The sequence below is a fragment of the Nocardiopsis exhalans genome, assembly GCF_024134545.1.
Classification (GTDB): Bacteria; Actinomycetota; Actinomycetes; order Streptosporangiales; family Streptosporangiaceae; genus Nocardiopsis; species Nocardiopsis exhalans.
Genome location: NZ_CP099837.1, coordinates 5,189,641 through 5,214,242 on the forward strand (window position 1 = coordinate 5,189,641; position 24,602 = coordinate 5,214,242).

The following is a 24,602-nucleotide window of genomic DNA, read 5'->3' on the forward strand; positions in this document are numbered from 1 at the left end:
AACGACAAGGGGGCTCTTCATCGTGTCCGTCGCCCAATGGATCGCGATCGGTGTCGCCGTCGCGGTCTCGATGACCCTGGTCTTCGTGTTCCAGTGGCTGCTCAACCACAAGTTGGGCAAGGTCTGGCCGATGGCCCGCTACGTGGTCTCGCGCTCAGCGGTGACCGCTTACACCGCGGCCGCGGTCGTCGGTGCCAACCTGGCCCTCCCCAACCGGGGGGACGTGCCCTGGAGCACCTTCCAGACCATCGACCACGCGATGACGATCCTCATGATCGGCACACTGACCGCGCTGATCCTGAGCCTGGCGTACGCGGCCACCGACATGGTCCTGGACCGACTGTCGGTACGCAACGGTGACGCCGACCGCCGGGCCCGTCGGCTCCAGACCCAGGTACGGCTCCTGCGACGGGTCATCACCTCCGTCGTCGTCGTCCTGGCGATCGCCGCGATCCTGTTCACCTTCGACGGGGTCCGCGCACTCGGCGCCGGTCTTCTGGCCTCGGCCGGTGTGATCGGTATCGTCGCCGGTGTGGCCGCCCAGTCCACCCTGAGCAACCTGTTCGCCGGACTCCAGCTGGCCTTCAGCGACGCCCTGCGCATCGGCGACGTCGTCGTGGTCGAGGGCGAGTGGGGACGGGTCGAGGAGCTCAGCCTGGTCAACGTCACCATCAAGATCTGGGACGAGCGCCGCCTGGTCGTGCCGGTCGCCAACTTCACCACCACCAGCTTCGAGAACTGGACCAAGTCCGGCACCAACATCACCGCGAAGGTACAGCTGCCCCTGGACTGGGAGGTGCCTGTCGGCGAGCTGCGTGAAGAGGCCGGCAAGCTGATCACCGCCAGCAAGTTCTGGGACGGGCGCAGCTGGTCCTGCCAGGTCGTGGACGTCACCGAGTCCGGTGAGGTCGTGGTCCGTGTGGTGGCCAGCGCCTCCGACACCGGCAACCAGTGGAACATCGCCTGCGAGATCCGTGAGCACCTGGTCACCTGGCTGGTCGAGAACTACCCGCAGTCCCTGCCGCGCAAGCGCACCGAGTTCGTCGGCGGCACCGAGGAGGAATCCTCCTACGCCGAGCAGTTCCCGACCTCGGCGTTTCGCCGGGCCACCGCCGCCTCCGGCGCTGCCCACGACAGCGGCAACGGGACCGCGCAGGCCGGCAACGCCGAAGAGGTCTGAACCGCGCCCCCACCCCTCAGAACGGACCATGACGGAGCCCCACCAAGAGCGCTTGGTGGGGCTCCGTCGTTCTGTACCTCGGGATCGACCGCGTGATCAGTCGAGGATGATGTCGGTCCCGTCGATCGTGACGGTGAAGGGCGCCAGGGGCTCCTTCGCCGGTCCGGCCAACGGCTCCCCCGAGACCATGTCGAACTCACTGCCGTGGCACAGGCAGCGGATCACCTCGCCGTCGACCTCCTGCACCGTGCAGCCGCCGTGGGTGCAGGCCGCGCTGAAGGCCTTGTACTCGCCCTCCTCAGGCTGGGTGACCACCAGCTTGCTGTGGCTGAACACCTTCCCCCCGCCCTCCGGCACATCCGTGGTCTGACCGACCACGTGACCGCGCCGCACCTCCTGCGGGCTGGGAGGCTCGCCGCAGGCGCTCACAGCGGTGACGGCAGCCGCCGCCCCTGCCGTACCGAGCAGACGGCGCCTGCTCACCCCGCACCCGCATGTCCTCTTTCCAGCCACGACCGAACGCTCCTCACCTGCGCCTGAATTCCACTACGAACTGTAGTAGCTCAGGTGGGGTGCCCCGCACCGCCCCCGGTCAAGCCTGCCCGGGGTAACCCTGCTGGGGCGGCTGGTAGCCACCGTCGGCCGGGGGCTGGTACCCACCGGAAACCTCGTACGGCGGATAGGAGACGGGCGGCTGCCCAACGCCCGGCTCCTGTGTCGGGTACTGACCGGACTGGCCGTAGTAACCGGACTGGCCGTACGGGGCGGGCTGCCCGTACTGATCGGACTGCCCGTAGGGAGCGGGCTGCCCGTAGGGAGCGGACTGCCCGTAGGGAGCGGACTGCTGCTGCACCGGCTGCGCCTCCGATGCGAACCCGCCCTCGGGCCAGTAGAAAGCGGTCGCCTCGGCCCTGAGGATCACCGCCGGGGAGCGCCCGTACTGGGCCAGCCGGATGCGGACCCGGCGGCCCGGCTCCAGATAGTCCTTCCAGGAGTAGGTGAAGTGGGCCTTGCCGCCCGCGTGCACCGGGCTGTCGATCGGCCGGTCGCGGGCGATCTCCCAGCCGTCCTGGGTCCTGACGTACTCGCTGGCGCGCAGCTGCACCTCCGCGCCGGGGTCGACCTCGTCCAGGACCACGCCCACGGACAGGTCGTACAGGGCCCCTTGGGGTTCGCCCTGACCGACCAGGGCGTAGAACTTGCCCTCGTGGCCCTGGTCGTCGACGTCGAACCTCAGGCTGCGCCAGCTCCCCGCGGGAAGCTTCTGAGGCTGGGTCTTGTGGAATTCGCGGTGTAGAGGCACGTGGCCCTCTCTGACTCGGGGGAACTCGGTTCTTCGCGGGGTGAAGGAAATCCAACCGACAAAGTACGCGAAGCGGCAAGTTCCCCGCGGGTTCGGGCCACGAGTGGTCAGCGCGAGAACTCCAGACAGAAGGGGTGACCAGCAGGGTCGGCGTAGACCCGGTAGAGGTTGCCCGGGTCGTCCTCGCAGGCGGCCAGCAGCCGGGCACCCCTGGCCAGCACCCGCTCCTGGGCGGCCTCGATATCGGACACCTCGATCTCGAAGTGCACCTGCTGGGGCCGTTCCGGGTCCGGCCAGGCCGGGGGTCGGTGGTCGCTGACCTGCTGGAATTCGATGCCCGGGGAGCTGCCGTCGCCGATCCGCGCCCAGTCGGCGACGCGCCTGGTGACGGGCAGACCGAGAAGCTCGGAGTAGAAGTCGGCCAGGGCACTCGCGTCCGGGCAGTCGATGGTCACCGCGCGCAGTCGTCCGATCATGCGCGCAAGCACGGCAGAGCCCGCGCCGTGCGGACAGGGCGCGGGCTCCGCTGTTCGGGACTGTTCGGGTCAGAGCATCTTGGCCAGGAACTGTCCGGTGTAGGACTCCGCGACCGCGGCGACCTCCTCCGGGGTGCCCTCGGCCACGAGCGTGCCGCCGCCGGAGCCGCCCTCGGGGCCCATGTCGATGACATGGTCCGCGGTCTTGATCACGTCGAGGTTGTGCTCGATGACGATGACCGTGTTCCCGGTGTCGGTCAGCCGGTTGAGCACGCCCAGCAGCTTGCGGATGTCCTCGAAGTGCAGACCGGTGGTGGGCTCGTCGAGCACGTACACGGTCCGGCCGGTGGAGCGGCGCTGGAGCTCGGCGGCCAGCTTGACCCGCTGGGCCTCACCGCCCGAGAGCGTGGTGGCGGGCTGGCCCAGACGCACGTAGCCCAGCCCGACGTCGGCCAGCGTCTGCAGGTGGCGGCGGATCGCGTTGACCGGCTCGAAGAACTCCAGGGCCTCCGAGATCGGCATGTCCAGCACCTCGGAGATGTTCTTGCCCTTGTACTTCACCTGCAGGGTCTCCCGGTTGTACCGGGCCCCGTGGCAGACCTCGCAGGGCACGTACACGTCCGGCAGGAACTGCATCTCGATCTTGAGCGTGCCGTCACCGGAGCAGGCCTCGCAGCGGCCGCCCTTGACGTTGAAGGAGAACCGGCCGGGCTGGTAGCCGCGCGTCTTGGCGTCCGTGGTCTGCGCGAACAGCTTGCGCACGTGGTCGAAGACCCCGGAGTAGGTGGCCGGGTTGGAACGCGGGGTGCGACCGATCGGGCTCTGGTCGACGTGCACCACCTTGTCGACCTTGTTCATACCGTTGACCCGCAGGTGACGGCCGGGCACGTTGCGCGCCCCGTTGAGCTCCTTGGCCAGGGCCTTGTACAGGATCTCGTTGACCAGGGTGGACTTGCCCGAACCGGACACACCGGTGACCGCGGTGAACACGCCCAGCGGGAAGGCGACGTCGATGCCGTGCAGGTTGTTCTCCCGCGCACCCCGCACCACGAGTTCGTGCCCCTTGGTGAGCGGGCGCCGCGAGGCGGGCAGCTCGATGACGCGCCTGCCGGACAGGTAGTCGCCGGTCATCGACTCGGTCGAGGTGAGCAGTTCGTCGACGATGCCCGAGACCACCACGTGGCCGCCGTGCTCACCGGCGCCGGGGCCGATGTCCACCACCCAGTCGGCGGCGCGGATGGTGTCCTCGTCGTGTTCGACCACGATGAGCGTGTTGCCGATGTCGCGGAGCCGCTGAAGGGTCTCCAGCAGGCGGGCGTTGTCGCGCTGGTGCAGGCCGATGGAGGGCTCGTCCAGGACGTAGAGCACACCCACCAGACCGGAGCCGATCTGGGTGGCCAGGCGGATGCGCTGGGCCTCACCGCCCGAGAGCGAACCGGAGGAGCGGGCCAGGCTCAGGTAGTCCAGGCCCACGTCCAGCAGGAAGCCGAGCCGGGCGTTGATCTCCTTGAGCACCTGCGCGGCGATGACCATGTCACGGTCGGAGAGTCGCAGATCGGCCAGGAAGGCCGCGCTCTCGCTGAGCGCCATGGAGGCGACCTCGGCGATGGACTTGCCGCCCACCGTCACCGCCAGGACCACCGGCTTGAGACGGGTTCCCTCGCAGGTGGGACAGGGCACCGAGCGCATGTAGCCCTCGAGCCGCTCACGGGTGTGGTCGCTCTCCACCTCGGAGTGGCGGCGCTTGACCCAGGGCACCACACCCTCGAACTCGGTGTAGTAGGAGCGGTTGCGCCCGTACCGGTTGCGGTAGCTGACGTGCACCTGGGTGTCGTGGCCCTCCAGGATGGCCTTGCGCGCGCGGCGCGGGAGCCGCTCCCAGGACGTGTCGGTGTCGAAACCCACGGCCTCGCCGAGCGCCTTGAGGATGCGTTCCCAGTAGCCGCCGTTGGGCCCGCCCGACCAGGGGGCGATGGCGCCTTCGGCCAGACTCTTCTCCGGGTCGGGGACCAGCAGGTCGGCGTCGACCTCCATCCGGGTGCCCAGCCCCGAGCAGTCGGCGCAGGCGCCGTAGGGGGCGTTGAAGGAGAAGGAGCGCGGTTCGAGCTGCTCGAAGGAGAGGTCGTCGTAGGGGCAGTACAGGTGCTCGGAGAAGACCTTCTCGCGCTCGGGGTCCTCGGGCTCCACGTCCACGAAGTCCAGGACGATGGTGCCCCCGGCCAGTTTCAGCGCGGTCTCCACCGAATCGGTGAGCCGCCCTTCCGCGCCCGGCTTGACGCTGAGCCGGTCCACGACCACGGCGATGTCGTGCTTGTCGTAGCGGCCGAGCTTGGGCGCCTCGTTCAGCCGGACCGCCTGGCCGTCGACGACGGCGCGCGTGTAGCCCTTGGACTGCAGGTCCTTGAAGAGCTCGACGTACTCGCCCTTGCGGCCGCGCACGACCGGCGCGAGCACCTGGAAGCGGGTGCCCTCGGTCATCTCCATGACCCGGTCCACGATCTGCTGCGGCGTCTGCCGGGCGATCTCGCGGCGGCACTCCGGACAGTGCGGAACGCCTACGCGGGCCCAGAGCAGGCGCAGGTAGTCGTAGACCTCGGTGATGGTGCCCACCGTGGACCGCGGGTTGCGGCTGGTCGACTTCTGGTCGATGGACACCGCGGGGGACAGCCCCTCGATGAAGTCGACGTCGGGCTTGTCCATCTGGCCGAGGAACTGGCGGGCGTACGCCGAGAGGGACTCGACGTATCTGCGCTGCCCTTCGGCGAAGATCGTGTCGAAGGCAAGCGAGGACTTGCCCGAACCGGACAGGCCGGTGAACACGATCATGGAGTCGCGTGGCAGGTCCAGGGACACGTCCTTGAGGTTGTGCTCCCGTGCTCCACGGACCACGAGTTGTTCGACCATCGAGTGAGACATCCTTCGGCTCTGACGCACAGGACGTGGACCACGTCGGGTGACGTCGGTGGACCCGTGTGTGGCTTCGCTTTGCGGCGGTCGCAGACCCCTCGGGGCCGCTGCGGACCCGGAACCGGGCCGCTGAGGAAGTGGGCGGAGGATGAGATCCCTCCCCGTCCGACAAGACTAACGATCGCCTGTGACGGTTTCTTCCACCACGCAGAAGTGGTGGTGTCCGTGGTGCTCAGGCACCAGGACACCACCACTATAGGCGAACAGCCGTTCGAACGAGGTCGTTTCCCACAAATCCGGTGAACGTCCCGCGAACGGGCTCCGGCCCCGCGCGGGACCGGGTTCACACGGCTTCACGCGGGGCCGGGAACGACCGGATCAGGAGCGGTCGGCGGTGACGTCCTCGTCGTCGCGACCGGAGACCTCGGCGGGCTCGCGACGCTTGTCGATGCCGGACTTGACCAGGCTGCCGACGACGGTGATGGTCATGACGCCCAGGATGACGGTCAGCGAGGTGCCAATGCCGACCTCCACCACGTGCACGCCGTTCTCGTGCAGCGCGTGCAGGATCATCTTGACGCCGATGAACACCATGATCGCGGACAGGCCCCAGCTGATGTAGGCCAGGCGGTCCATCAGACCGGCCAGCAGGAAGTACAGCTGGCGCAGACCCATCAGGGCGAAGGCGTTGGCGGTGAAGACGATGTAGGCGTCCTGGGTCAGACCGAAGATCGCCGGGATGGAGTCGACGGCGAAGACCAGGTCGATGACGCCGATCGCGACGATGACCAGCAGCATCGGGGTCACGTGGCGGCGGCCGTCGAGCTTCACGGTCAGCTTGGCGCCGTGGTAGTCCTTCGTGACCGGCCAGAAGCGCTTCACCAGGCGCACGACCGGCGTCTGCGTGAAGTCCTTCTCCTCCTCGCCACCCTTCACGTGGTCACGGACGATCTTGTAACCGGTGTAGATGAGGAAGACGCCGAAGAGGTAGAAGACCTCGCTCCAGGCGTTGATGACCTGGGCGCCCAGGACGATGAAGATGCCGCGCATCACGATCGCGATGACGATGCCGACGAGCAGGACCTCGTGCTGGTACTTCTTCGGAACCGCGAAGGCGGTCATCAGAAGGTAGAACACGAAGAGGTTGTCGATGCTCAGGCTCTTCTCGGTGACGAACCCGGCGAAGTACTCGGCGCCCGAGGTCGGGTTGCCGAAGTACATGACTCCGAGGCCGAACACGATGGCGATGCCGATGTAGAAGGCCGCCCACCAGGAGGCCTGCTTGATCCCGAACTCCTTGGGACCCTTGGTCTTACTCCACGGGCGGTCGACGATCACGAGATCCACAGCCAGGATCAGGATCATGGCTGCGATCGTGGCGGACCAGACCCACAGGGGAACGTTCACGGACGGATTCTCCTCCGGTTGGTGCGCGCGAGCGTTTTGCACGCACGGCGATTAACCGGAGGTCTCTCCCGCTCACGCCCGAAAGGCGTGAACCGACGGAACCGGGAGCACACCGTTGTACTCCGTGATGACGGCACCGCCGCGACAGGGATACTCCCCTCACGTGGTGAAGCAGGCGCCAAAGGCGCACCAGAACAGGTTACGCCATCCGCACCGGTCCCCAGCATGCCATCAAAAACCTCTCCGAGGAAGTCACCCGGACGGGGATGACCACCCCTCGGCGAGGACACATCTTCCGCACCGGCCGGACATCCTCCGCCGGTCCCACCGCTTCGGGACCCTCGTCCCGTACCGGACTTGTTCACCACGGCGTTCACCAGCGGGCCACCGCCTTGTAGACCGAGCAGGCGGCCTCCACCGCGTCCTCCTCCGAAGGCAGCTCCCGAGCCGCCTCCGCGGAGCGCGCCCGCAGGTCAGCGGCGAGAACCGGATCGTCCAGCACCCGGCCGACCGCCGCCGCGAACGCCTCGGGATCGCCCGGCGGCACCATCAGGACCGTCCCCGCGTACAGGTCGGGGATACCGCCCACCCGGGTGGCGACCACGGGCAGCCCCGCCCGCAGCGCCTCCATGATCACCAACGAGGGCCCCTCCCACTGACTGGTGAGACAGAACACGTCCGCCGCGGCCAGCAGGTCCGCCACGTCACTCCGGTGCCCCAGCATCCGCACGTCCACATCCATCTCGGCGGCGGTGTCGTGCAACTCCCCCCACAGCGGACCGTCCCCCGCGATCGCCACCACCGGCTCGGGCGCCCGGTCGGCGATCCGCGGCGCCGCGGCCAACAACATGTCCAGCCCCTTCTGCTCCGCGAGCCGAGCCACCGTCAACAACAGCGGCCGCTCGGGGAGCACCGCCAGGTCCGCCCGGGTCTCCGCCCGCCCCTTGAGCGGCCGCCCCGTCTCCGGAGCCGCCACCACCGCCATGCGGGTGTCCCGCGCCCCCGCCGCACGCAGTCGGCGCACCAGGTCACCGGACACGCCCAGGGCCACCTCGGCCCGCAGCGCCACGATCCGCTCCAACACCGGGTAGACCGCGCCCAGCGCCCCCTCGACCACGGGTGGGGCGTTGTGCGCGGTGACCACCAGCGGCCGGGCCCCCGCCAACGCGCACAGGGCACCGGCCCGCAGCCCGTGCGCGTGCACCACGTCGGCCCCACGCAGCAGGGCGCGCAGCCGCAGCACCACCCCGGGGTCGCCCAGGGAGGGCGCTGGCCCGATCTGCACCGGGGAGAAACGCATCCCCAGAGCGGCGAACCCGAACTCCCGCTCGGCCGAGGGCGGCCCGACCACCGCCACCCGGTACCCCCGCCGGAGCAAACCCTCCCCCAGCGAGCGGACATGGCGGCCCACCCCGCCGCTGACGCTTCCCACGACCAACGCGATCCTGCCGTTCACCGCGTCTCCCTCCTGCGTTCGCGTACGTTCCGAGCACGATCGGCGACCGTGCGCAGCGCGGAGCGGTCCACCAGGGCCGCGACCGCACCGAAGACCACCAGCGCCGTCGCCCCCGCCACCGCGGAGTCCAGCACCGTCCACCAGATCCCCTCGCCCCGGGCCGTGTCCAGCCCTCGGGCCAGGGCAGCGGCCACCGCCCGCCCGGCCGGCCAACCGGCGGCGCCAGCCAGCAGCGCCGCGATCAGGGATCGGGGCAGCCCGGCCAGGGCCTGACCGCCGTGGGCGCGCAGCACACCCGAGCACAGCAGGAGCGCGGCCAGGCTGAGCCCCGCCGTGCTCGCCGCGCCCAGTCCCGCGATCGCCCAGCCCGGCGGCAGCGCCCACACCAGCCCCACCGCACAGGCCATCACCACGATCCAGCCCACGACCTGCGCCGCGGCGGCGCTACGCCCGTGGTGTGAGGCGTACAGGGCCCGGCTGAGCAGGGCCACCAACCCGAACCCCACCACACCCGGGGCGTAAGCCAACAGGGCCCGCTCCAGCGGCGGGGGATCCAGCTGCGCGAAGACCACCGCGATCGGACCGGCGGCCGCGGCCAGAGCCGTACCCACCCCGGCGGTGATCACCACACACACCCGGGCGCTGCCCGACAGCAGCCGGGCGAACCCGACCCGGTCCCGTTCGGCGTCGGCGACCGCCAGCGCGGTGAAGGCACTGGTCGCGATGGGCACGGCGATCACCCCGTAGGGCAGGGTGAACAGCGCCCACGCGTAGCTGTAGAGCACGGCCGCGCCCGCTCCCCCGCCCCAGTTGGCCAGGGCCACCGAGAGCAGCAGGCACACCTGCATGGCTACCAACGGCAGCAGGGAGGCCGCGGCCAGGGACCGCACCCGCTCCCCCACACCCGGGGGGAAGGTCAGGCGCGGCCGCAACCGGAGCCGCAGGCCCCGGGCGGGGCCCAGCACGGTGAGGAAGAGCGCCACCACCCCGGCGGTGGTGCCCAGGGACAGCACCAGCTCGGCGGAGAGCGGCAGGGCGTCGATGTCCTGGCGGTGCTCGCTGCCCAGCGGAACGAATGCCAGGTAGGCAGCGATGACCACGAGGCTGGAGACCAGCGGGGCCAGGGCCGGGGCCAGGAAACGGCGGTGCGACTGGAGCACCCCGTAGAGCACCGCGGCCAGCCCGTAGAAGACGATCTGGGGGGCGAACACCACCAGCATGCGCGCTGACAGGCCGAGCAGGGCCCCGTGGTCGCAGCCGGTCCCCGCTCCCAGCATCAGGGTCATGGCCGGAACCGAGACCAGCGCGAGCAGGGCGGCCAGCGGCAGCGAGAGCAGCAGGACCCAGGTGACCAGGGCGGAGGCGGTGTGCCGGACCTGCTCGTGGTCGCCGCGCTTGACCGCTGCGGCCAGGACCGGGACCACCATGGCGGTCAGGGCGCCGCCGATGACGATCTCGAACAGCACCGCGGGGAGCTGGTTGGCGGTGACGTAGGCGGTGCCCAGGCAGGTGTCGCCCACGGTCTGGGAGAAGACGACCGTCCGACCGAACCCGGCCAGCCGAGCGCCCACCGTGACCACCGCGATGAGCGCCGCCGCCGTGGCGACCCCGCGGGTCACCCCGGTGCCGAGGAGGCGGCCGATCGCCGCGCCCGCGGAACGCGCGTGGGATCGTCCTCGGCCGCTCCCCGCTCGCGCACCCCGGCGGGGCCCGGGGTGGCGGCTTCGGTGCGGGTGGCGGACGCGGCGGCGTCGGCGGGTTCGGCTTCGGCGTTGGTGGCGGATCCGGTGGCGGCGGCATCGGGAAGTTCGGGGTCCAGGCGTCCCCAGCGGTCCAGGCGGCGCAGAGCGGGAACCCGGTCGATGACCTTGGAGAAACTGACCCGCTCGCTGAGCAGGGTCAGGCCGACCACCCCGCCCAGCAGGGCCAGGCGCACCGGGCGCGGGGCCCGGGCCGCGGCGGCCGCACCCAGGGCGGCACCGAGCGCGTTGGCCCCGGCGTCGCCGAGCATCGAGCGCTCGGCGAGGTCGTCGGGGAGCAGGGCGGCCGAGGCTCCCAGGACCGGGCCGACCACGGGCGCGGCCGGGGAGGCCAGCGCGGGGGCCGAGGCCAGGAGTGCGAACTTCACCGCCCGTCCCGGGCGCAGATCGAACAGGTTCACCAGGTTGGCGCTGGCCGCGATCAGGGCCCCGTCGGCCAGGGTGTCGACGATGCGGGTGCGCAGCGGTCCGCGGCGCAGCAGGGAGGCGGCGGCCAGACCGGTCACCCCGATGCCCGCCATCTTGACCGCGCCCGTGGTGACCTGTCCGTGGGCCAGCGCCCCCAGGTGTCCGCGCAGTCCCTTGGCCCGCGTATCTCCGGCGAGGTCGTCGTAGGCGCCGAAGACCGCCGAACCGGCGGCGGCCAGGGCCGTGGCCGCGCGCACGCGCGGGGGCAGTCCAGGGGCGAGCACGCAGCCCGCGCACACCCCCGAGACCAGCGCCGGCCCCTCCTGGAGGGTGACGGTGCGGCCGCGGAAGTTGACGCGCTGCCAGGTGGGAGAGCGCTCTCCGTCCCGGTTGAGCAGCCGGTAGGCGGAGCGGGCGGCCACGGCACCCAGCGCGGCCCCGGCCAGTCCTCGGGCGGCCTGGGTGGTCGGGGTGACAGGGGTGATCAGGGGTGTGGCGGTCACCGGGGTCACTCCCCGTTCCTGGGCACGGTGCGGCGGGCCTCGTCCTCGACGCCGGGCTCGGCCGCGGCGTCGGCCTCCGCGTCCGCCTCGGATTCGGAGTCGCTGTCCGCGTCGGGGTCCGCAGGCTCGACCGGACCGGGCAGCGGAGCAGGAAGAAACCCCGTGACCCCCTCACCGATGCCGTAGGCCGAGCCCGAACCGGACAGGGCCTCGGCCAGGGCCAGGATCGCGACCAGGTCTCCGGTCGGGCGGCCGACCACGTCCACGGTGGCGTAGGCGGGCTCCAGGGCGCGGGCCTGGGCGATGAGCCCGCCCGAGCGTCCGGTTTCGGTGCCTCCGGCCAGGACCGTGGGTCCGACCTGCTCGTGCAGGGCGGCGGTGAAGCTGGTCAGGGCGGTGTTGGCGCGCTCCCCGTCCTCCTCGGGGGCGGCGGTGGCCGGGGCGAGCACGATCACGGTGTCGGCGGAACGGGCCGGGGAATCCTCGATGGTGAGGAGGCCGCCCTCGGCGAAGGCGGACAGCACCGTGCTCGCGTCGTGGCGGGGGTCGCTCTCTCCGTCCTCGTCCTCGGCTGCCCCGCTGGCCTCGCTGTCCCCGTTCCCGTCGTCCTCGTCCCCGTCCTCCGTCTGTCCGTTCTTGGCGGCCAGTGCACGACCCAACTCGGTTCCGGCCTTGTCGTAGGGGTTGCCGGACAGGTCACCGGGTTCGGTCGAGACCTGGAGCGCGAGCTCGTCCACGAAGGTCGCGCTGCCCACGTCCAGGAACGCCTCCTCCAGCAGCAGCTGACCGACCACCTCCGCGCCCGCCTCCTCGACGCGTCCGGCCAGGGCGAGCAGCACGTCCTCGTCGGCGCCGGGCGAGGCCACCAGGACCACGCCGCGGTCGAGCAGCCGATCCTCCAGCATGTCCCCGGCCACGGCGTCGGCGAGCTGGTCGGCCCCGGCGTTGAGCAGTTCGGAGTCGTCGCGTTCGGCGCGCAGCTCCTCGCTCTGCCCACGCAGGTCCGCGGTCTCGGACTTCATGGTGTTCAGGAGCGGGTCCTGGAGCATCGTGGTGCCCAGGACCAGGCCGACGGTGAGTGCGAGGAACACCGCCACGATGGACACGAGGTGGTAGCGGAAGTCGATCACGTGAACAGCCCCGTCATCCAGTAGACGAACGCGTCCCAGCGCGCCGCGAGAAAGGTGAGATAGACCTGCCCGGCCGGTGAGCTGTAGGCGGCGACCAGGATGGTGAGCAGGCACGCGGCCACCAGGCCGAGCAGTGCCCACGGAGAGATGCGGGAGCGGTAGAGGCGGCTCACGCCCTTGGCGTCCACCAGCTTCCCGCCCACCCGCAGCCGGGTCAGGAAGGTGCTGGCCATGCCCGAGCGGCCCTTGTCGAGGAACTCCTCCAGGGTGGCGTGGGTGCCCACCGCGACGATCAGACTGGCCCCCGAGCCGTCGGCGAGCATCATCGCCACGTCCTCGCTGGTTCCGGTGGCGGGGAAGACCACCGCTTCGTGGCCCAGGTCGTTCAGGCGTTGCAGACCGGGGGCGCGGCCGTCCCGGTAGGCGTGCACCACGAGTTCGGCACCGCTGCTCAGGGCCTGGTCGGAGACCGAGTCGAAGTCGCCGACGATGATGTCGGGCCGGTACCCGGCCTCCATGACGGCGTCGGCTCCCCCGTCCACGGCGATGATGACCGGCCGGAACTCGCGGATGTAGGGGCGCAGCGCGGCGATGTCCTCGCGGTAGTGGTAGCCGCGCACCACGATCAGGACGTGGCGGCCCTCCATGGCGGTGCCGATCACCGGGATGCCGATACCGTCCAGCAGCAGGTCGCGTTCGCGTTGGAGGTAGGCCATGGTGTTGGCGGCGAAGGCCTCCAGCTGGGTGGCGAGCCCGGCGCGGGCCTCGGCCATGGCGGCGGCCACCGTCTCCTTGTCCTGGCGGATGCCGCGGGCGACGACCTCCTCGCCCCGGTAGAGGGTGTCCTCCACCAGCCGCAGGCGTTCGCCGTCGCGGACCCGGGTCAGGACCTCGGGGTCGACGTCGTCCACCAGGGGGATTCCCGCGGCCACGATCATCTCGGGGCCCTGGTTGGGGTAGCGCCCGCTGATGCTGCGGGCGACGTTGAGCACCGCCGACACCCCGCAGCCCACCAGTGCCTCGGCACTGACCCGGTCCAGGTCGACGTGGTCGATCACGGCGATGTCGCCGGGGCGCAGTCTCTTGGTCAGATTCTTGGTGCGGCGGTCCGAACGGACGGGCGCGACCAGCCCGATGGGGGCGTCCGCCCGCGTGCGGCGGAATCGCATTGTGGCTCTGAACGCATCCGATACCTTCATCGCTGGCATAATGTCAGAACTTGATCACTCTGAGTCACAACACTCGGCCGATCGGCGTTTTCGGGGCAAAACACCCAGTTCTGCAACAGCATCCGGGAAACAACAGTGCCCGTACCGCACCGGTACGGGCACCGCTGAGAGCCAGGGCCAAGACGAGTTCTGGGCCTTCCCTGGTCGACCTGTTCACCCCCCGTTTCCCCGTGATCTTGCTACCAGAAGCGAAATCGGCGCCGAACTTGCTTCTGGTAGCAAGATCACGGGGGATATACGGGTAGCGGGGCGTCAGGCGGCCGGGTAGGCACGGTCCGGGTCGGCGTTGTCCAGCAGCTCCTCGGCGTGGGCCCGGCCCAGCTCGGAGTCCTCCAGACCGGCGAGCATCCGCGAGAGCTCACGCACCCGCCCGCCCCGGTCCAGACGCACCACACCGCTCTCGATGACCAGACCCTCGGTGGACTTCTCCACCACCAGGTGCGCGTCGGCGAAAGCCGCCACCTGCGGCAGGTGCGTGACCACGATGACCTGGGCGCGCTGGGCCAACCGGGCCAGCCGCCGCCCGATCTCCACCGCGGCCTTACCGCCCACACCCGCGTCCACCTCGTCGAACACGAAGGTGGGCACCGGGTCCGACCCAGCGAAGACCACCTCGATCGCCAGCATCACCCGCGAGAGCTCACCGCCGGAAGCGCCCTTGTGCAGCGCCAGCGGCGGTGAGCTCGGGTGCGGCGCCAGCAGCAGCTCGACCTCGTCGCGCCCGTGCTGACCGAACTCCTCACCCGTGGTGATGCGCACGCTCACCCGCGCGTGCGGCATGGCCAGCGCGGTCAGCTCCTCGGTCACCGCCGCACCGAACCGCTCCGCCGCGGCGGACCGGATGTCGGTCAGCGCGGTCGCCGCCTCGTCCATCCGCGCGTACAGTTCATCGGCCTCGGCACGCAGGGCGTCGATGCGCTCGTCGTCACCGTCCAGCTCACCCAGGCGCTTGGTAGCGTTCTCCGCCCAGGCCAACACCTCGTCCGTGGTCGCGCCGTACTTGCGCGAAAGCTGGGTCAACAGCGCCCGGCGCTCCTGGATCGCGGCCAGCCGGGCCGGGTCGGCATCCACCGACTCCGCGTAGGAGGCCAGCTCGGTGGCGGCGTCGGTGAGGATGTAGGACGCCTCGTCCAGCCGGTCGCCGATGGCGGCCAGCTCCGCGTCGTGCTCACGCACCGAGCCCACCGCCTGGCGGGCCGCGGACAGCAACCCCACCACGTCGGCCTGCACGTCCGCCGCGGCCGGGTCACCGGCCAACGCCTCGTGCGCGGTGGTCGAGGCCACCCGCAACCCGTCGGCGTGCGCCAGCCGGGTCTCCTCCGCGAGAAGCTCCTCGTCCTCCCCCGGCAACGGCTCGGCGGCGGTGATCTCCTCCACCCCGAACCGCAGCATGTCGGCCTCCTGGGCGCGCTCGCGCGCCCGCTCGACCAGCTCGTCCAACTCCGCCGAGACCTCACGGTAGCGGCGGTAGGCGGACGAGTAACGCTTCAACGCCTTGACCAGGTCGTCACCGGCGAACCGGTCCAGGGACGAGCGCTGACGGTCCGCGCGCAGCAGACGCTGCTGGTCGGACTGCCCGTGCACGGCCACGAGGTCGTCGGCCAGGTAGGCCAGCAGGCTCACCGGGGCCGAACGGCCGCCCATGGTCGCCCGGGAACGGCCCTCGGCCGAGACCGCGCGGGTCAGGATCAGGACGCCGTCGTCGATGTCACCGCCGGCCTCCAGCACCCGATCGGCCACCCGCCCCCCCTGGGGAACGGTCAGCCGCCCTTCGACCACCGCGCGGTCGGCCCCCGGGCGTACCCGCTGAGGGTCGGCGCGCCCACCGAAGAGCAGTCCCAGCCCGGTGACGACCATGGTCTTACCAGCGCCGGTCTCACCGGTGACGACGGTCAGGCCCGGTGACAGCTCCAACACGGCGTCATCGATGACACCGAGGCCTTGGATGCGGACTTCTTCGAGCACCGATCCCTCTCCTGAATAGTTGACGCCCTTTGCATGTGACGGCGCTGCTTCAGCGTCCGTGTTTGGCCCGCCCTCGCCACCCGGTGACCGGCAGGCCGAACTTGGCCACCAACCGATCGGTGAAAGGCGCACGGTGCAACCGGGCCAGCCGGACCGGCGTATCGGCACGGGTGATCTCGATTCGTGCCCCCGCGGGCAATTCGACCATACGCCGTCCGTCACACCAGAGCACGCCCGGCGTGGTCTCCGGCAGCACCTCGAGCGCCACCGTCGCCTCCGGCCCCACGACCAGGGGCCGCGCGAACAGGGCGTGCGCGCTGATCGGCACGACCAGCAGCGCTTCCACATCCGGCCACACGACCGGGCCACCCGCCGAGAACGCGTGTGCGGTCGACCCGGTGGGGGTCGCGCACACCACACCGTCACAGCCCCAGCTGGACAGGGGACGCCCGTCCACCTCCAGGACCATCTCCAGCATGCGACGGGTATCGGCCTTCTCCAGCGTCGCCTCGTTGAGCGCCCACGAACGCACCGGAGGCGTCCCGTCACCGCGACCGCCGTTGAAGACGGCCACGTCCAGGGTCATGCGCTCCTCGACGACGTAGTCGCGGTTGACCACGCTGTTCACCGTGGCACCCAGGTCCTCGCGCTCGGCCTCGGCCAGGAAACCCACGTGCCCCAGGTTCACACCCAGCAGCGGCGCACCGGCCGGACGCGCGATCTCCGCCGCCCGCAGCAGGGTCCCGTCCCCGCCGAGCACCATGACCAGTTCCACACCCTCGGCGGCCTGCGCCGCCTCCGCCGGCTCGACCGGGGACAGCTCGCAGCCGCTGGCCGCCAGATCCTCGACCTCGCTCTTGAGCATGCGCACGGTCAACCCCGCACGGCTGAGCCTCTCGTGGACGAGCTGGGCGCTGCGTACCGCCGCGGGCCGGCCGGTATGGGCCAGCAGGAGAACACTGCGTCCGCTGGTCATCGCCGTCCCCTTACGTTCACTCCCCGACGGGAAGCCTGGTGCCGACCGGATGCTCGACCGCACCCGGCCGGGTCACGTTACCGGACTCCTGCGACAGGAGGCCATGCTCTCAGGAGGGGCCCTCCTGGATCGCCCGCTCCAACACCGCCGGGTCCAGCGGCAACGCCCCGGCACGCATCCACAGGAAGTACTCGACGTTGCCCGAGGGGCCCGGCAGGGGGCTGGCTGTCACGTCGACCACACCCAGCCCCAGGGTCAGGGCGTGCGCAGCCACGTCGGAGACGGCCTCCGCCCGCAGCTCGGGTTCACGGACCACACCGCCCGCGCCCACCCGGGCCTTGCCGACCTCGAACTGGGGCTTGACCATCATCGAGAAGTCGGCGTCGGGGGCCACGCACTCGCGCAACGCGCCGAGCACGAGTTTGAGGGAGATGAACGACAGGTCACCGACGACCAGGTCCGGGCGCGGCTCACCGATCTGCTCCGGGGTGAGCTCGCGGACGTTGACGCGCTCCATCACCCGCACCCGGTCGTCGCTACGCAGCGACCAGGCCAGCTGCCCGTACCCGACGTCGACCGCCGTGACGTGGGCGGCGCCGCGCCGCAGCAGGACGTCGGTGAAACCCCCGGTGGAGGCACCCGCGTCCAGGGCCCGGCGGCCCTTCACATCCAGTTCGAAGGCGTCCAACGCCCCGATGAGCTTGTGCGCGCCCCGGGAGACGTAGGGCGGCTCCTCCGAGGGGGTGCGCACCACGATGGGTTGATCGGTACCGATCTGGGTCGCGGCCTTGGACGCCACCATGCCGGACACGAGGACGAAACCGCTCTCGATCATCTCGGCCGCGTGACCCCGGGAGCGTGCGTGACCGCGGCGGACCAGTTCCGCGTCGAGCCGACTACGTTTTGCCATGGTCACCTAGGGTACCGGCAGCTCCGGCCATTATCGGGAACCCTGGGTGCTCTGCCCCAGTGCGCCCAGAACACCCGACAGCTCCTGCTGGAGTCCGTCGAAGACCGCCACGTGCTCGTGGGTGGGCAGGGCGTCCAGCCCGGCCAGCCGCTCCCTGGTCGAGCTGAGAGTCTGCTCGGCCATGGCCTCGGCCTGCTCACTCGGATCCATCACGCCCCGTCCCTTCACCTGGTCTCACCTGTGTCTTCGGGCACACGGCCCGGAACGGACCCTACTTCTTGGCGCCCTTGCTCTTGGTGGTGCGCTTGGCGGTCGAACGCGCGCGGGTGGACTTGGCGCCGGTCTTGGCCTTGCTCCGGGCCGAGGCGGTGCGCTTGGCGGCGGCCTGGGGATCGGCCCCGTCCTCGGTTCCGTCCGCGTCCTCGGCGTCCCCGCCGCCCTCAGCAGAGGTGTCGGGGGTGTCGGCGGCGTCAGTGGTGACGCCGGCGGAGGTGTCCTCGTCCGCACTCCGCGCCGTCTGCTCGGCTTCGCCGCTCTCCCCGCCTTCGGAGTGTTCGCCGCTGTCGGAGCTCCAGGCGTTCTCCGAGGGCAGAGCCGGCACGGCCTTCTCGGACTCAACGGGCTCCTCGACCGCCGGGGCCTCCTCCTGAGCCGCCGACCCGCGGCCCTCCTCCCGCGCGGGAAGCACCGAGGACGCACCGCCGCGGGGCGCCAGCACCCGCTCCACGGTCTGCCGCGCGGCCATCCGGCGCTCCAGTTCAGCGACCCGGCGCACCACCCGCTCGTACTCGGCGCGCGGGACCATGTCCATCTGCTCCAGCGCGGACCGCACCTCGGCCCGCACCAGGTCGGCCACGGCCGCCCGGTTGGCCTGGCTGGTCTCGATGAGCTCGCCCGCCAGGGTCTGGATGCTCTGCCCCACCCTCGGCGGGGCCTCACCCTCGGCGGGCGCGGCTGCCCCGTTGGCCCGGATCAGGGTTTTGGCGGCCGCCACGGCCTGCTTGCGCGAGAGTTCGGTAAGGCCATTGGCGGCGTCCAGATAAGTGCGAACCGCGTCGACGACCATGATGACTTGCTCCTTGATGGGACCGCAGGAGGGAATGTGGGAAAGCGGGCGCGCTGAGGGAGGGGCCTCGTGCTCCGGGGGTGACGCCAACGCTACCGGGGCCGGGGCGCGTGTGACACGCAAACGACGGAGCTCACCCCACCGGCACCACCCGCCCCAGAAGCGATCCGCGCCCTTGGTCCGGCCGAGAGTGCGTTGGCCGGCCACCGGACGGTATCCCCCGAATAGGGCATCATGTGCCCATGAGCAGCATCGACGCGTGCCTGGAGGGCATCGCCCGGGCGAACGAGCGCATCCTCGCCCAACCACTGGACCGGCGCCGCGAAGTCATCCGCGAACGCACCGTGCGCGTGATCGTCCCTGACCTGGCGACCGCCTTCGACATGCGTCTGACCGTCGACGGCCTCACCGACATCACCTCCGGTCCGGCGGCGGCCGCGGCGGCCGCCCCCCAGGTCCGGGTGACCGTCTCCAGCGGCGACCTCGTGGACCTGGCCGAGGACCGGCTGGACCCCGCCAAGGCGCTGTTCAGCCGACGGCTCAAGGTCGACGCCAGCCTCAGCGACCTGCTGCGCATGCGACGCCTGCTGTGACCCGCCCGACCACCTCACGCCGTCGGAGCGCACCGGCACCGCCGGACGGCGGGTACCTTGCTGGGATGCCTCGCCAACCACTCGTCCTGGCCCCCTTCCGCGGCCTGCGCTACGTGGCCCCCGACGTCGACCGCTTCATCGACGGGGGCTTCGACATCGCACGGCTGCTGGCCCCGCCCTACGACATCCCCGACGCGGAGGAGGCGCGCAAGCTCCAGCGCTCCGACCCGCACAACGCGGCGAGGGTCACACTGCCCTTCGAACTCTCCCGGCAGGCACCCGAGGGCGAGGACGCCGTCTCCCGGCGCTACCGGGCCGCCGCCGACCTCCTGCGCAGCTGGATCACCGAAGGGGTGCTCGCCCTGGACGGGGAACCGGCCCTGTACGTGTACGAGCAGGTCACCGCGGACGGGCAGGTACAGCGCGGTCTCGTGGGCGCCCTGGGGCTACCCGAGGAGAGCACCGGAACCGACTCGGCCGTACGCCCGCACGAGGACGTCGCCGACCCGCCGGTGCGCGACCGCTTCCGGTTGATGGAGGTGGCCCGCGCCAACCTCGAACCCATCTTCCTCGTCTACCGCGGCGCGGGCGGCGCGGCCTCCGCCGCCACCGAGACCACCGGCGCCCAGGAGCGGCCCGTGGTCTCCACCCGCACCCGCGACGGCGCCCGACACCGCTTGTGGGCCATCACCGACCCCGGGATTCAACAGGAGATCATCGCCGACCTGGCCGGGCGGTCCGCCCTGATCGCCGACGGCCACCACCGCTACGCCGCCTATCTCAGGCTGCGCCAGGAGAGCGCCGACCAGGGGTGGAGCCACGGTCTGGCCCTGCTCGTGGACAGCGACGCCCACCCGCCCCGGCTCGGCGCCATCCACCGGGTCCTGCCCGGCCTGGACACCGCCCGGGCGCTGGCCGCCGCCCGCACCGTGGCCACGGTGGAACCGGTCCCGGAGGCCGACGCGACCGCCCTGGCCCAGGCACAGGCCCCGGCCCTGCTCCTGGTGTCGGCCGAGGGCGAGACCCACCTGGTGAGCGGCTTCGACGAGACCACCCTGGCCCAGGCCATGCCCGACCACTCCCCGGACTGGCGCCACCTGGCCACGGCCGCCCTGCACGAGGTACTCATGCCGCTGTGGGAGTTCCCCGAGGACCGGGTCCGGATGGTGCACGACGACCCGGCCGAGGCCGCGGCCGCCGCCCGCGACGAGAAGGGCACCGCCGTCATCGTGGCCCCGCTGCGCGTGGAGCAGGTCTACGCCGTCGCCGACCGCGGCGAACTCACCCCGCGCAAGTCCACCTCCTTCGGCCCCAAGCCCCGCACCGGCCTGGTCATGCGCGTCCTGGAGTAGACCCGATCACGGGTGCTGGGGCCCAGGAGGGTCCGGCGGCCCCATGTGCTCCCGCAAGTCCCCGAGCAGGTCCTCGGCTCCTGACCTGTACGGTTCCAGCACATGGTCGGCGCCGGCGTCCCTGAGCTGTTCGGCCAGGAGCGGATCAAGAGCGGTCAACACGATCGGCCCCTCGTACCCGTGCTCGCGTAGGCCTTGGATCAGCACCAGGTCGGCCCGGGAGGAGGGAATCGCGCTGAGCACCATGCGGGCCCGGTCCAGCGGAAGCGTCTCGAGGAAGTCGCGGTCCTCGGCACTGCCGAAGACCGCCGTCACGTTGTCCTGCTTGGCTGCCGCCACCTTCTGGGGGTCGTAGTCCACGGCCAGGACGCGGTAGCCGCCAGCAGCGACCCGGCTGACGACCTCCCTGCCGAACCCGTACACGATCACGTCGGCCCCCGCCTCGGGCTGTTCGGCGCGGTGCCTCATACCCGCGCCGAGCCGGTCCAGCGGATCGAACCAGCGCCCCAACCAGCGGTAGATCTGGTGGGAGTAGAGAATCATGTAGGTCGATCCGCCGATGGTGATCAGGCCGACGACCGTGATCAGGCTGACCGTCCCGGAGTCGATATGCCCCAGGGACAACCCCAGAGCGGCGAAGATCAGGGAGAACTCACTGATCTGGGCGACGGTGAGCCCCGCGAGGAACCCGACACGGGCCGGATACCGCATGAGGACCATGATCGCCACCACGATCAGCGGGTTGCCCACCAGGACGAACACCGACAGGACCGCGGCCTCGGTGAGCTGGCGCCCCACGTCCGTGAAGTCCAGGTTCGCGCCCAACTCCAGGAAGAAGAAGAGCAGCATGAAGTCGCGCAGGCTCACCAGCCGGGCCCCGAGGGCATCTCTGTAGTCGGTCGAGGCCAGCGACACCCCGGCCAGGAACGCACCGACCTCGGGGCTGAAGCCCAGCGACTCACTGACCGAGGCCACGGACACCGCGTACGCCACCCCGAACAGGACCAGGAGTTCCTGGGAACGGGCCACGAGCGGAATGATCCGGGGCAGCACGTAACGGGAGAGCAGGGCCAACCCCACAAGCAGGCCCCCTCCTGCCCACAGGACTTGGAGTATCTCAGCCGGAACAGAGTCGCCGGAAGTCTGTCCGAACGCGGTCAACGCGATCATCACGAGGACGACGACGATGTCCTGGACGATGAGGAAGCCGATCGCGATCCGGCCGTGCAGCTGGTCGAGCTCACGCTTGTCGGACAGGAGCTTGACGATGATGATCGTCGACGAGAAGGTCAGCGCCACGGCCACGTACAGAGCCGTCAACGGCTCCATCCCGAGGAGGCGGGCCAGGCCGTAGCCCACCACCGAGGTGAACACGATCTGCCCCAGGCCCGTGGCCAACGCCACCGGGCCGGTGGCCCTGATCAGGTGCAGGTCAAGCCTGAGCCCCACCAGGAACAACAGCAGGGCGATACCCACCTGCGCCAGCAACTCGAGCGTGCCCGAGGGTGAGACCCAGCCGAACCCGACGGGGCCGACGATGATGCCGACCGCGATGAACACGACGATCAGCGGCTGCCGGAGCAGGTTTCCGAACAGGCCGAGAGCCGCGACGATGGTGAGCACCACAGCGAGCGTCCAGAACTCGTGTTCACCCATGACCACAATAGAAGCACCTCGCGGACCTTCCCAGAAGGGTGAAACGCACTTTTCTCTCCCGGTTCGGACAGGACCGAACCGGCGACCGGCCCGGCGGGCCCGGGGAGTACCCGTGGACGGCAACGACTCCCGGGCCCGCCTGTCACCGCTCCCTCCACGCCCGGCACGCACCTCGTCTCCGGATGCCAAAACCCGTTGGCCAGGCGCACACCCCCGCTGAGAACATGACGGGAGACCCCACCCCCGCCAGCGAAGGAACAGCACCCGTGTCCGTACCACCCCCCTCGTCGCACGGGCCGCGCACCGCGGCTTCCCTCACCCTGCATCTGCACCGCCTGGGCGTGCGCCCCGGCGACACCCTGCTGGTCCACACCTCCCTGCGCTCCCTCGGCTGGGTGTGCGGGTCCGACGAGACCGTGGTCCGAGCCCTCCTGGACGCGGTCGGGCCCACCGGCAACCTCGTGGTGCCCACCCAGACCAGCGACAACTCCGACCCCGCGGACTGGGGCAACCCGCCCGTCCCCGAGGCCTGGTGGGAGACCATCCGCACCGAGATGCCCGCCTTCGACCCCGCGATCACTCCCAGCCCCCACATGGGACGCGTCGCCGAACGACTCCGCACCTGGCCGGGCGCCGTGCGCAGCGCGCACCCGCAGACCTCCTTCGCCGCGCTCGGCCCGAACGCCGCCGAGCTCATGCACCCCCATCCCCTCGCATCCGCCCTCGGTGAGGACTCACCCCTGGCCCGCCTGGCGAAAGCCGACGCCCGCGTCCTGCTCCTGGGCACCGGTTACGACTCCTGCACCGCCTTCCACCTGGCCGAGTACCGGGTCCCACACCCGCCCACCGGGCCCTCCTCCTGCGCCATCCGCACCCCCGAAGGAAAACGGGAGTGGGTGACCTACAACGGTGTCGTCCTGGACGAGAGCGACTTCCCGGCCCTGGGCGCGGCCTTCGAGGCCACCGGCGCGGTCACCGTCGGCCGCGTGGGCTCAGCCACCGCCCGGTTGTTCCCCCTCACCGAGGCCGTCACCTTCGCCACCTCCTGGCTCACCGAACACCGCTCCTGACCGCGGCCACTCCAGGGCACCCCCCGACTACACACAACCGCCGTAACGGCAGCACGGCCCGCGGGGCCGCGGGATCCGTGCGCCGCGTGGGGTGGAGCGTCACGGGAACCTCGCTCCTGTCTTCGTAGCGTGGGGCTGCGACGGAGCACACACCCCGGGGCGGGGGCGCTCGGGGCGCCGGGCGGCCTAGCCTGGGGGTGACCTCTCCCGACACACGGAATCGGACCTTGCGCGATGGCCTTGCAGGCAGCTGACCGCCCGCTCAACGAGCTCCACGACGCGATGCTCCTCGACCTGGACGGCGTGGTCTACATCGGACCCAAGGCCGTTCCCGCCGCGCCCGAGGCCGTGGGCAAGGCACGGGCCGCCGGGGCGCGGGTCGCCTTCGTGACCAACAACGCCGGACGCACCCCCGCCCGCATCGCCGAACACCTCACCCACCTGGGCGTACCCGCGGCCCCCGAGGACGTGGTGACCTCCGCCGAGGCCGCCGCCCGCCTGGTGTCCGCCCGCTACCCCCAGGGTTCGGACGTGCTGGTGGTCGGCGACACCGGTCTGCGCCAGGCCGTGCACCGGATGGGACTGCGGCCCGTCACGGTCGCCACGGAGTCCGTGGTGGCGGTGGTCCAGGGCTACTCGCGGAACATGTCCCGCGACCTCCTCGACCAGGGCACCCTCGCCGTCTCCGGCGGAGCGTTCTACGTGGCCAGCAACTCCGACGCGACCGCGCCCACCGAGTGGGGGATCACCCCAGCGAACGGATCCTTCGTGCGGGTGATCGCCCACGCCACCGGGGTGGAGCCGGTGATCGCGGGCAAGCCGATGCGGCCACTGCACGAGGAGGGGATGATGCGCACCGGTGCCACCAACCCCCTCATCGTGGGCGACCGGCTCGACACCGACATCGAGGGCGCCACCACGCACGGCGCCGCCGGACTCCTGGTCCTGTCCGGGGTCGCCACCCCCCAGGACGCCCTGGCCGCCCCCGCCCACCAGCGCCCCCGGTACCTGTCCTGGGACGTGTCCGGAATGAACGAGGCCCACCCGGGCCCGCTCCGCCACGTCGACGGGGACACCGCCCGGACCGAGTGCGGCGGCTGGACCGTCAAAGCGGAGGCCGCCGCGGTACGGCTGTCCGGGGAGGGCGACCGCCTGGACGGTCTGCGCGCCCTGTGCACGGCGCTCTGGGCCGACGACTCCATCGACCCGACCGGTCCCACGGTGAGCGAGGCCCTGAGCGCCCTGGGTTGGTGAC

The 24,602-nt window shown here is 71.0% G+C and carries 21 protein-coding genes; 5 read left to right on the forward strand and 16 right to left on the reverse strand.

The annotated features are described in order from the left end of the window. Positions 1-22: 22 nt before the first annotated feature. On the forward strand, positions 23-1,180 hold the full coding sequence (locus tag NE857_RS22965; RefSeq protein ID WP_254417622.1) for a mechanosensitive ion channel family protein: 1,158 nt from the start codon (positions 23-25) through the stop codon (positions 1,178-1,180). 96 nt (positions 1,181-1,276) lie between these two features. On the opposite strand, the gene NE857_RS22970 is transcribed toward NE857_RS22965, so the two are convergent. The 15 genes from NE857_RS22970 to NE857_RS23040 form a co-directional block, all read right to left on the reverse strand. Next, positions 1,277-1,663 (reverse strand): Rieske (2Fe-2S) protein, encoded by a 387-nt coding sequence (locus tag NE857_RS22970; RefSeq protein ID WP_184365274.1) that lies wholly within the window; start codon positions 1,661-1,663, stop codon positions 1,277-1,279. Positions 1,664-1,772: 109 nt separating this feature from the next. Next, on the reverse strand, positions 1,773-2,483 hold the full coding sequence (locus NE857_RS22975) for a hypothetical protein (RefSeq protein WP_254417623.1): 711 nt from the start codon (positions 2,481-2,483) through the stop codon (positions 1,773-1,775). A 107-nt stretch (positions 2,484-2,590) separates the two neighbouring features. After that, positions 2,591-2,959 (reverse strand): VOC family protein, encoded by a 369-nt coding sequence (locus tag NE857_RS22980; RefSeq protein WP_254417624.1) that lies wholly within the window; start codon positions 2,957-2,959, stop codon positions 2,591-2,593. 69 nt (positions 2,960-3,028) lie between these two features. Then, positions 3,029-5,863, reverse strand: coding sequence for an excinuclease ABC subunit UvrA (gene uvrA, locus NE857_RS22985; RefSeq protein ID WP_254417625.1), 2,835 nt, complete (start codon positions 5,861-5,863; stop codon positions 3,029-3,031). A 381-nt stretch (positions 5,864-6,244) separates the two neighbouring features. Next, positions 6,245-7,273: a TerC family protein gene (locus tag NE857_RS22990; protein WP_254417626.1), complete on the reverse strand. Its 1,029-nt coding sequence runs from the start codon at positions 7,271-7,273 to the stop codon at positions 6,245-6,247. A gap of 373 nt (positions 7,274-7,646) precedes the next feature. Then, positions 7,647-8,729, reverse strand: coding sequence for a glycosyltransferase family 4 protein (locus tag NE857_RS22995; protein WP_026116869.1), 1,083 nt, complete (start codon positions 8,727-8,729; stop codon positions 7,647-7,649). After that, entirely contained in the window at positions 8,726-10,348 is a 1,623-nt protein-coding gene (gene murJ / locus NE857_RS23000; RefSeq protein WP_254417627.1) for a murein biosynthesis integral membrane protein MurJ, read from the reverse strand. Before murJ ends, NE857_RS22995 begins: the two co-directional genes overlap by 4 nt. Beyond that, positions 10,345-11,382, reverse strand: coding sequence for a hypothetical protein (locus NE857_RS23005; RefSeq protein WP_254422066.1), 1,038 nt, complete (start codon positions 11,380-11,382; stop codon positions 10,345-10,347). Before NE857_RS23005 ends, murJ begins: the two co-directional genes overlap by 4 nt. 23 nt (positions 11,383-11,405) lie before the next feature. Then, positions 11,406-12,530: a copper transporter gene (locus NE857_RS23010; RefSeq protein ID WP_254417628.1), complete on the reverse strand. Its 1,125-nt coding sequence runs from the start codon at positions 12,528-12,530 to the stop codon at positions 11,406-11,408. Further along, complete coding sequence (steA, locus tag NE857_RS23015; RefSeq protein ID WP_254417629.1) at positions 12,527-13,699, reverse strand: putative cytokinetic ring protein SteA; 1,173 nt, start codon at positions 13,697-13,699, stop codon at positions 12,527-12,529. The genes NE857_RS23010 and steA overlap by 4 nt, the downstream gene beginning before the upstream one ends. 312 nt (positions 13,700-14,011) lie before the next feature. Further along, positions 14,012-15,724 carry a DNA repair protein RecN gene (gene recN, locus NE857_RS23020; protein ID WP_254417630.1) on the reverse strand — a complete coding sequence of 571 codons (1,713 nt, stop codon included), beginning with the start codon at positions 15,722-15,724 and terminating at the stop codon, positions 14,012-14,014. A 49-nt stretch (positions 15,725-15,773) separates the two neighbouring features. Next, positions 15,774-16,700 carry an NAD kinase gene (locus NE857_RS23025; RefSeq protein ID WP_254417631.1) on the reverse strand — a complete coding sequence of 309 codons (927 nt, stop codon included), beginning with the start codon at positions 16,698-16,700 and terminating at the stop codon, positions 15,774-15,776. Between the two features lie 109 nt (positions 16,701-16,809). Continuing rightward, complete coding sequence (locus NE857_RS23030) at positions 16,810-17,610, reverse strand: TlyA family RNA methyltransferase (protein WP_254417632.1); 801 nt, start codon at positions 17,608-17,610, stop codon at positions 16,810-16,812. 30 nt (positions 17,611-17,640) lie between these two features. Beyond that, positions 17,641-17,820: a hypothetical protein gene (locus NE857_RS23035; RefSeq protein WP_254422067.1), complete on the reverse strand. Its 180-nt coding sequence runs from the start codon at positions 17,818-17,820 to the stop codon at positions 17,641-17,643. A gap of 61 nt (positions 17,821-17,881) precedes the next feature. Then, entirely contained in the window at positions 17,882-18,676 is a 795-nt protein-coding gene (locus NE857_RS23040; protein ID WP_254417633.1) for a membrane fusogenic activity family protein, read from the reverse strand. A 242-nt stretch (positions 18,677-18,918) separates the two neighbouring features. On the opposite strand from NE857_RS23040, the gene NE857_RS23045 reads away from it, so the two are divergent. Both NE857_RS23045 and NE857_RS23050 read left to right on the forward strand, forming a co-directional pair. Continuing rightward, the gene (locus tag NE857_RS23045; RefSeq protein ID WP_017582668.1) at positions 18,919-19,269 is read left to right on the forward strand and encodes an SCP2 sterol-binding domain-containing protein; all 351 of its coding nucleotides are present in this window, start codon (positions 18,919-18,921) and stop codon (positions 19,267-19,269) included. Positions 19,270-19,334: 65 nt separating this feature from the next. After that, positions 19,335-20,621: a DUF1015 domain-containing protein gene (locus tag NE857_RS23050; protein WP_254417634.1), complete on the forward strand. Its 1,287-nt coding sequence runs from the start codon at positions 19,335-19,337 to the stop codon at positions 20,619-20,621. Between the two features lie 6 nt (positions 20,622-20,627). On the opposite strand, the gene NE857_RS23055 is transcribed toward NE857_RS23050, so the two are convergent. Beyond that, positions 20,628-22,277: a cation:proton antiporter gene (locus NE857_RS23055; RefSeq protein ID WP_254417635.1), complete on the reverse strand. Its 1,650-nt coding sequence runs from the start codon at positions 22,275-22,277 to the stop codon at positions 20,628-20,630. A 266-nt stretch (positions 22,278-22,543) separates the two neighbouring features. Here NE857_RS23055 and NE857_RS23060 point away from each other — a divergent pair, with 266 nt between their 5' ends. Both NE857_RS23060 and NE857_RS23065 read left to right on the forward strand, forming a co-directional pair. After that, the gene (locus tag NE857_RS23060; protein WP_254417636.1) at positions 22,544-23,347 is read left to right on the forward strand and encodes an AAC(3) family N-acetyltransferase; all 804 of its coding nucleotides are present in this window, start codon (positions 22,544-22,546) and stop codon (positions 23,345-23,347) included. A 234-nt stretch (positions 23,348-23,581) separates the two neighbouring features. Then, a complete protein-coding gene (locus NE857_RS23065) occupies positions 23,582-24,601 on the forward strand; it encodes an HAD-IIA family hydrolase (protein WP_254417637.1) in 1,020 nt (339 codons plus the stop codon). Position 24,602: the final 1 nt, after the last annotated feature.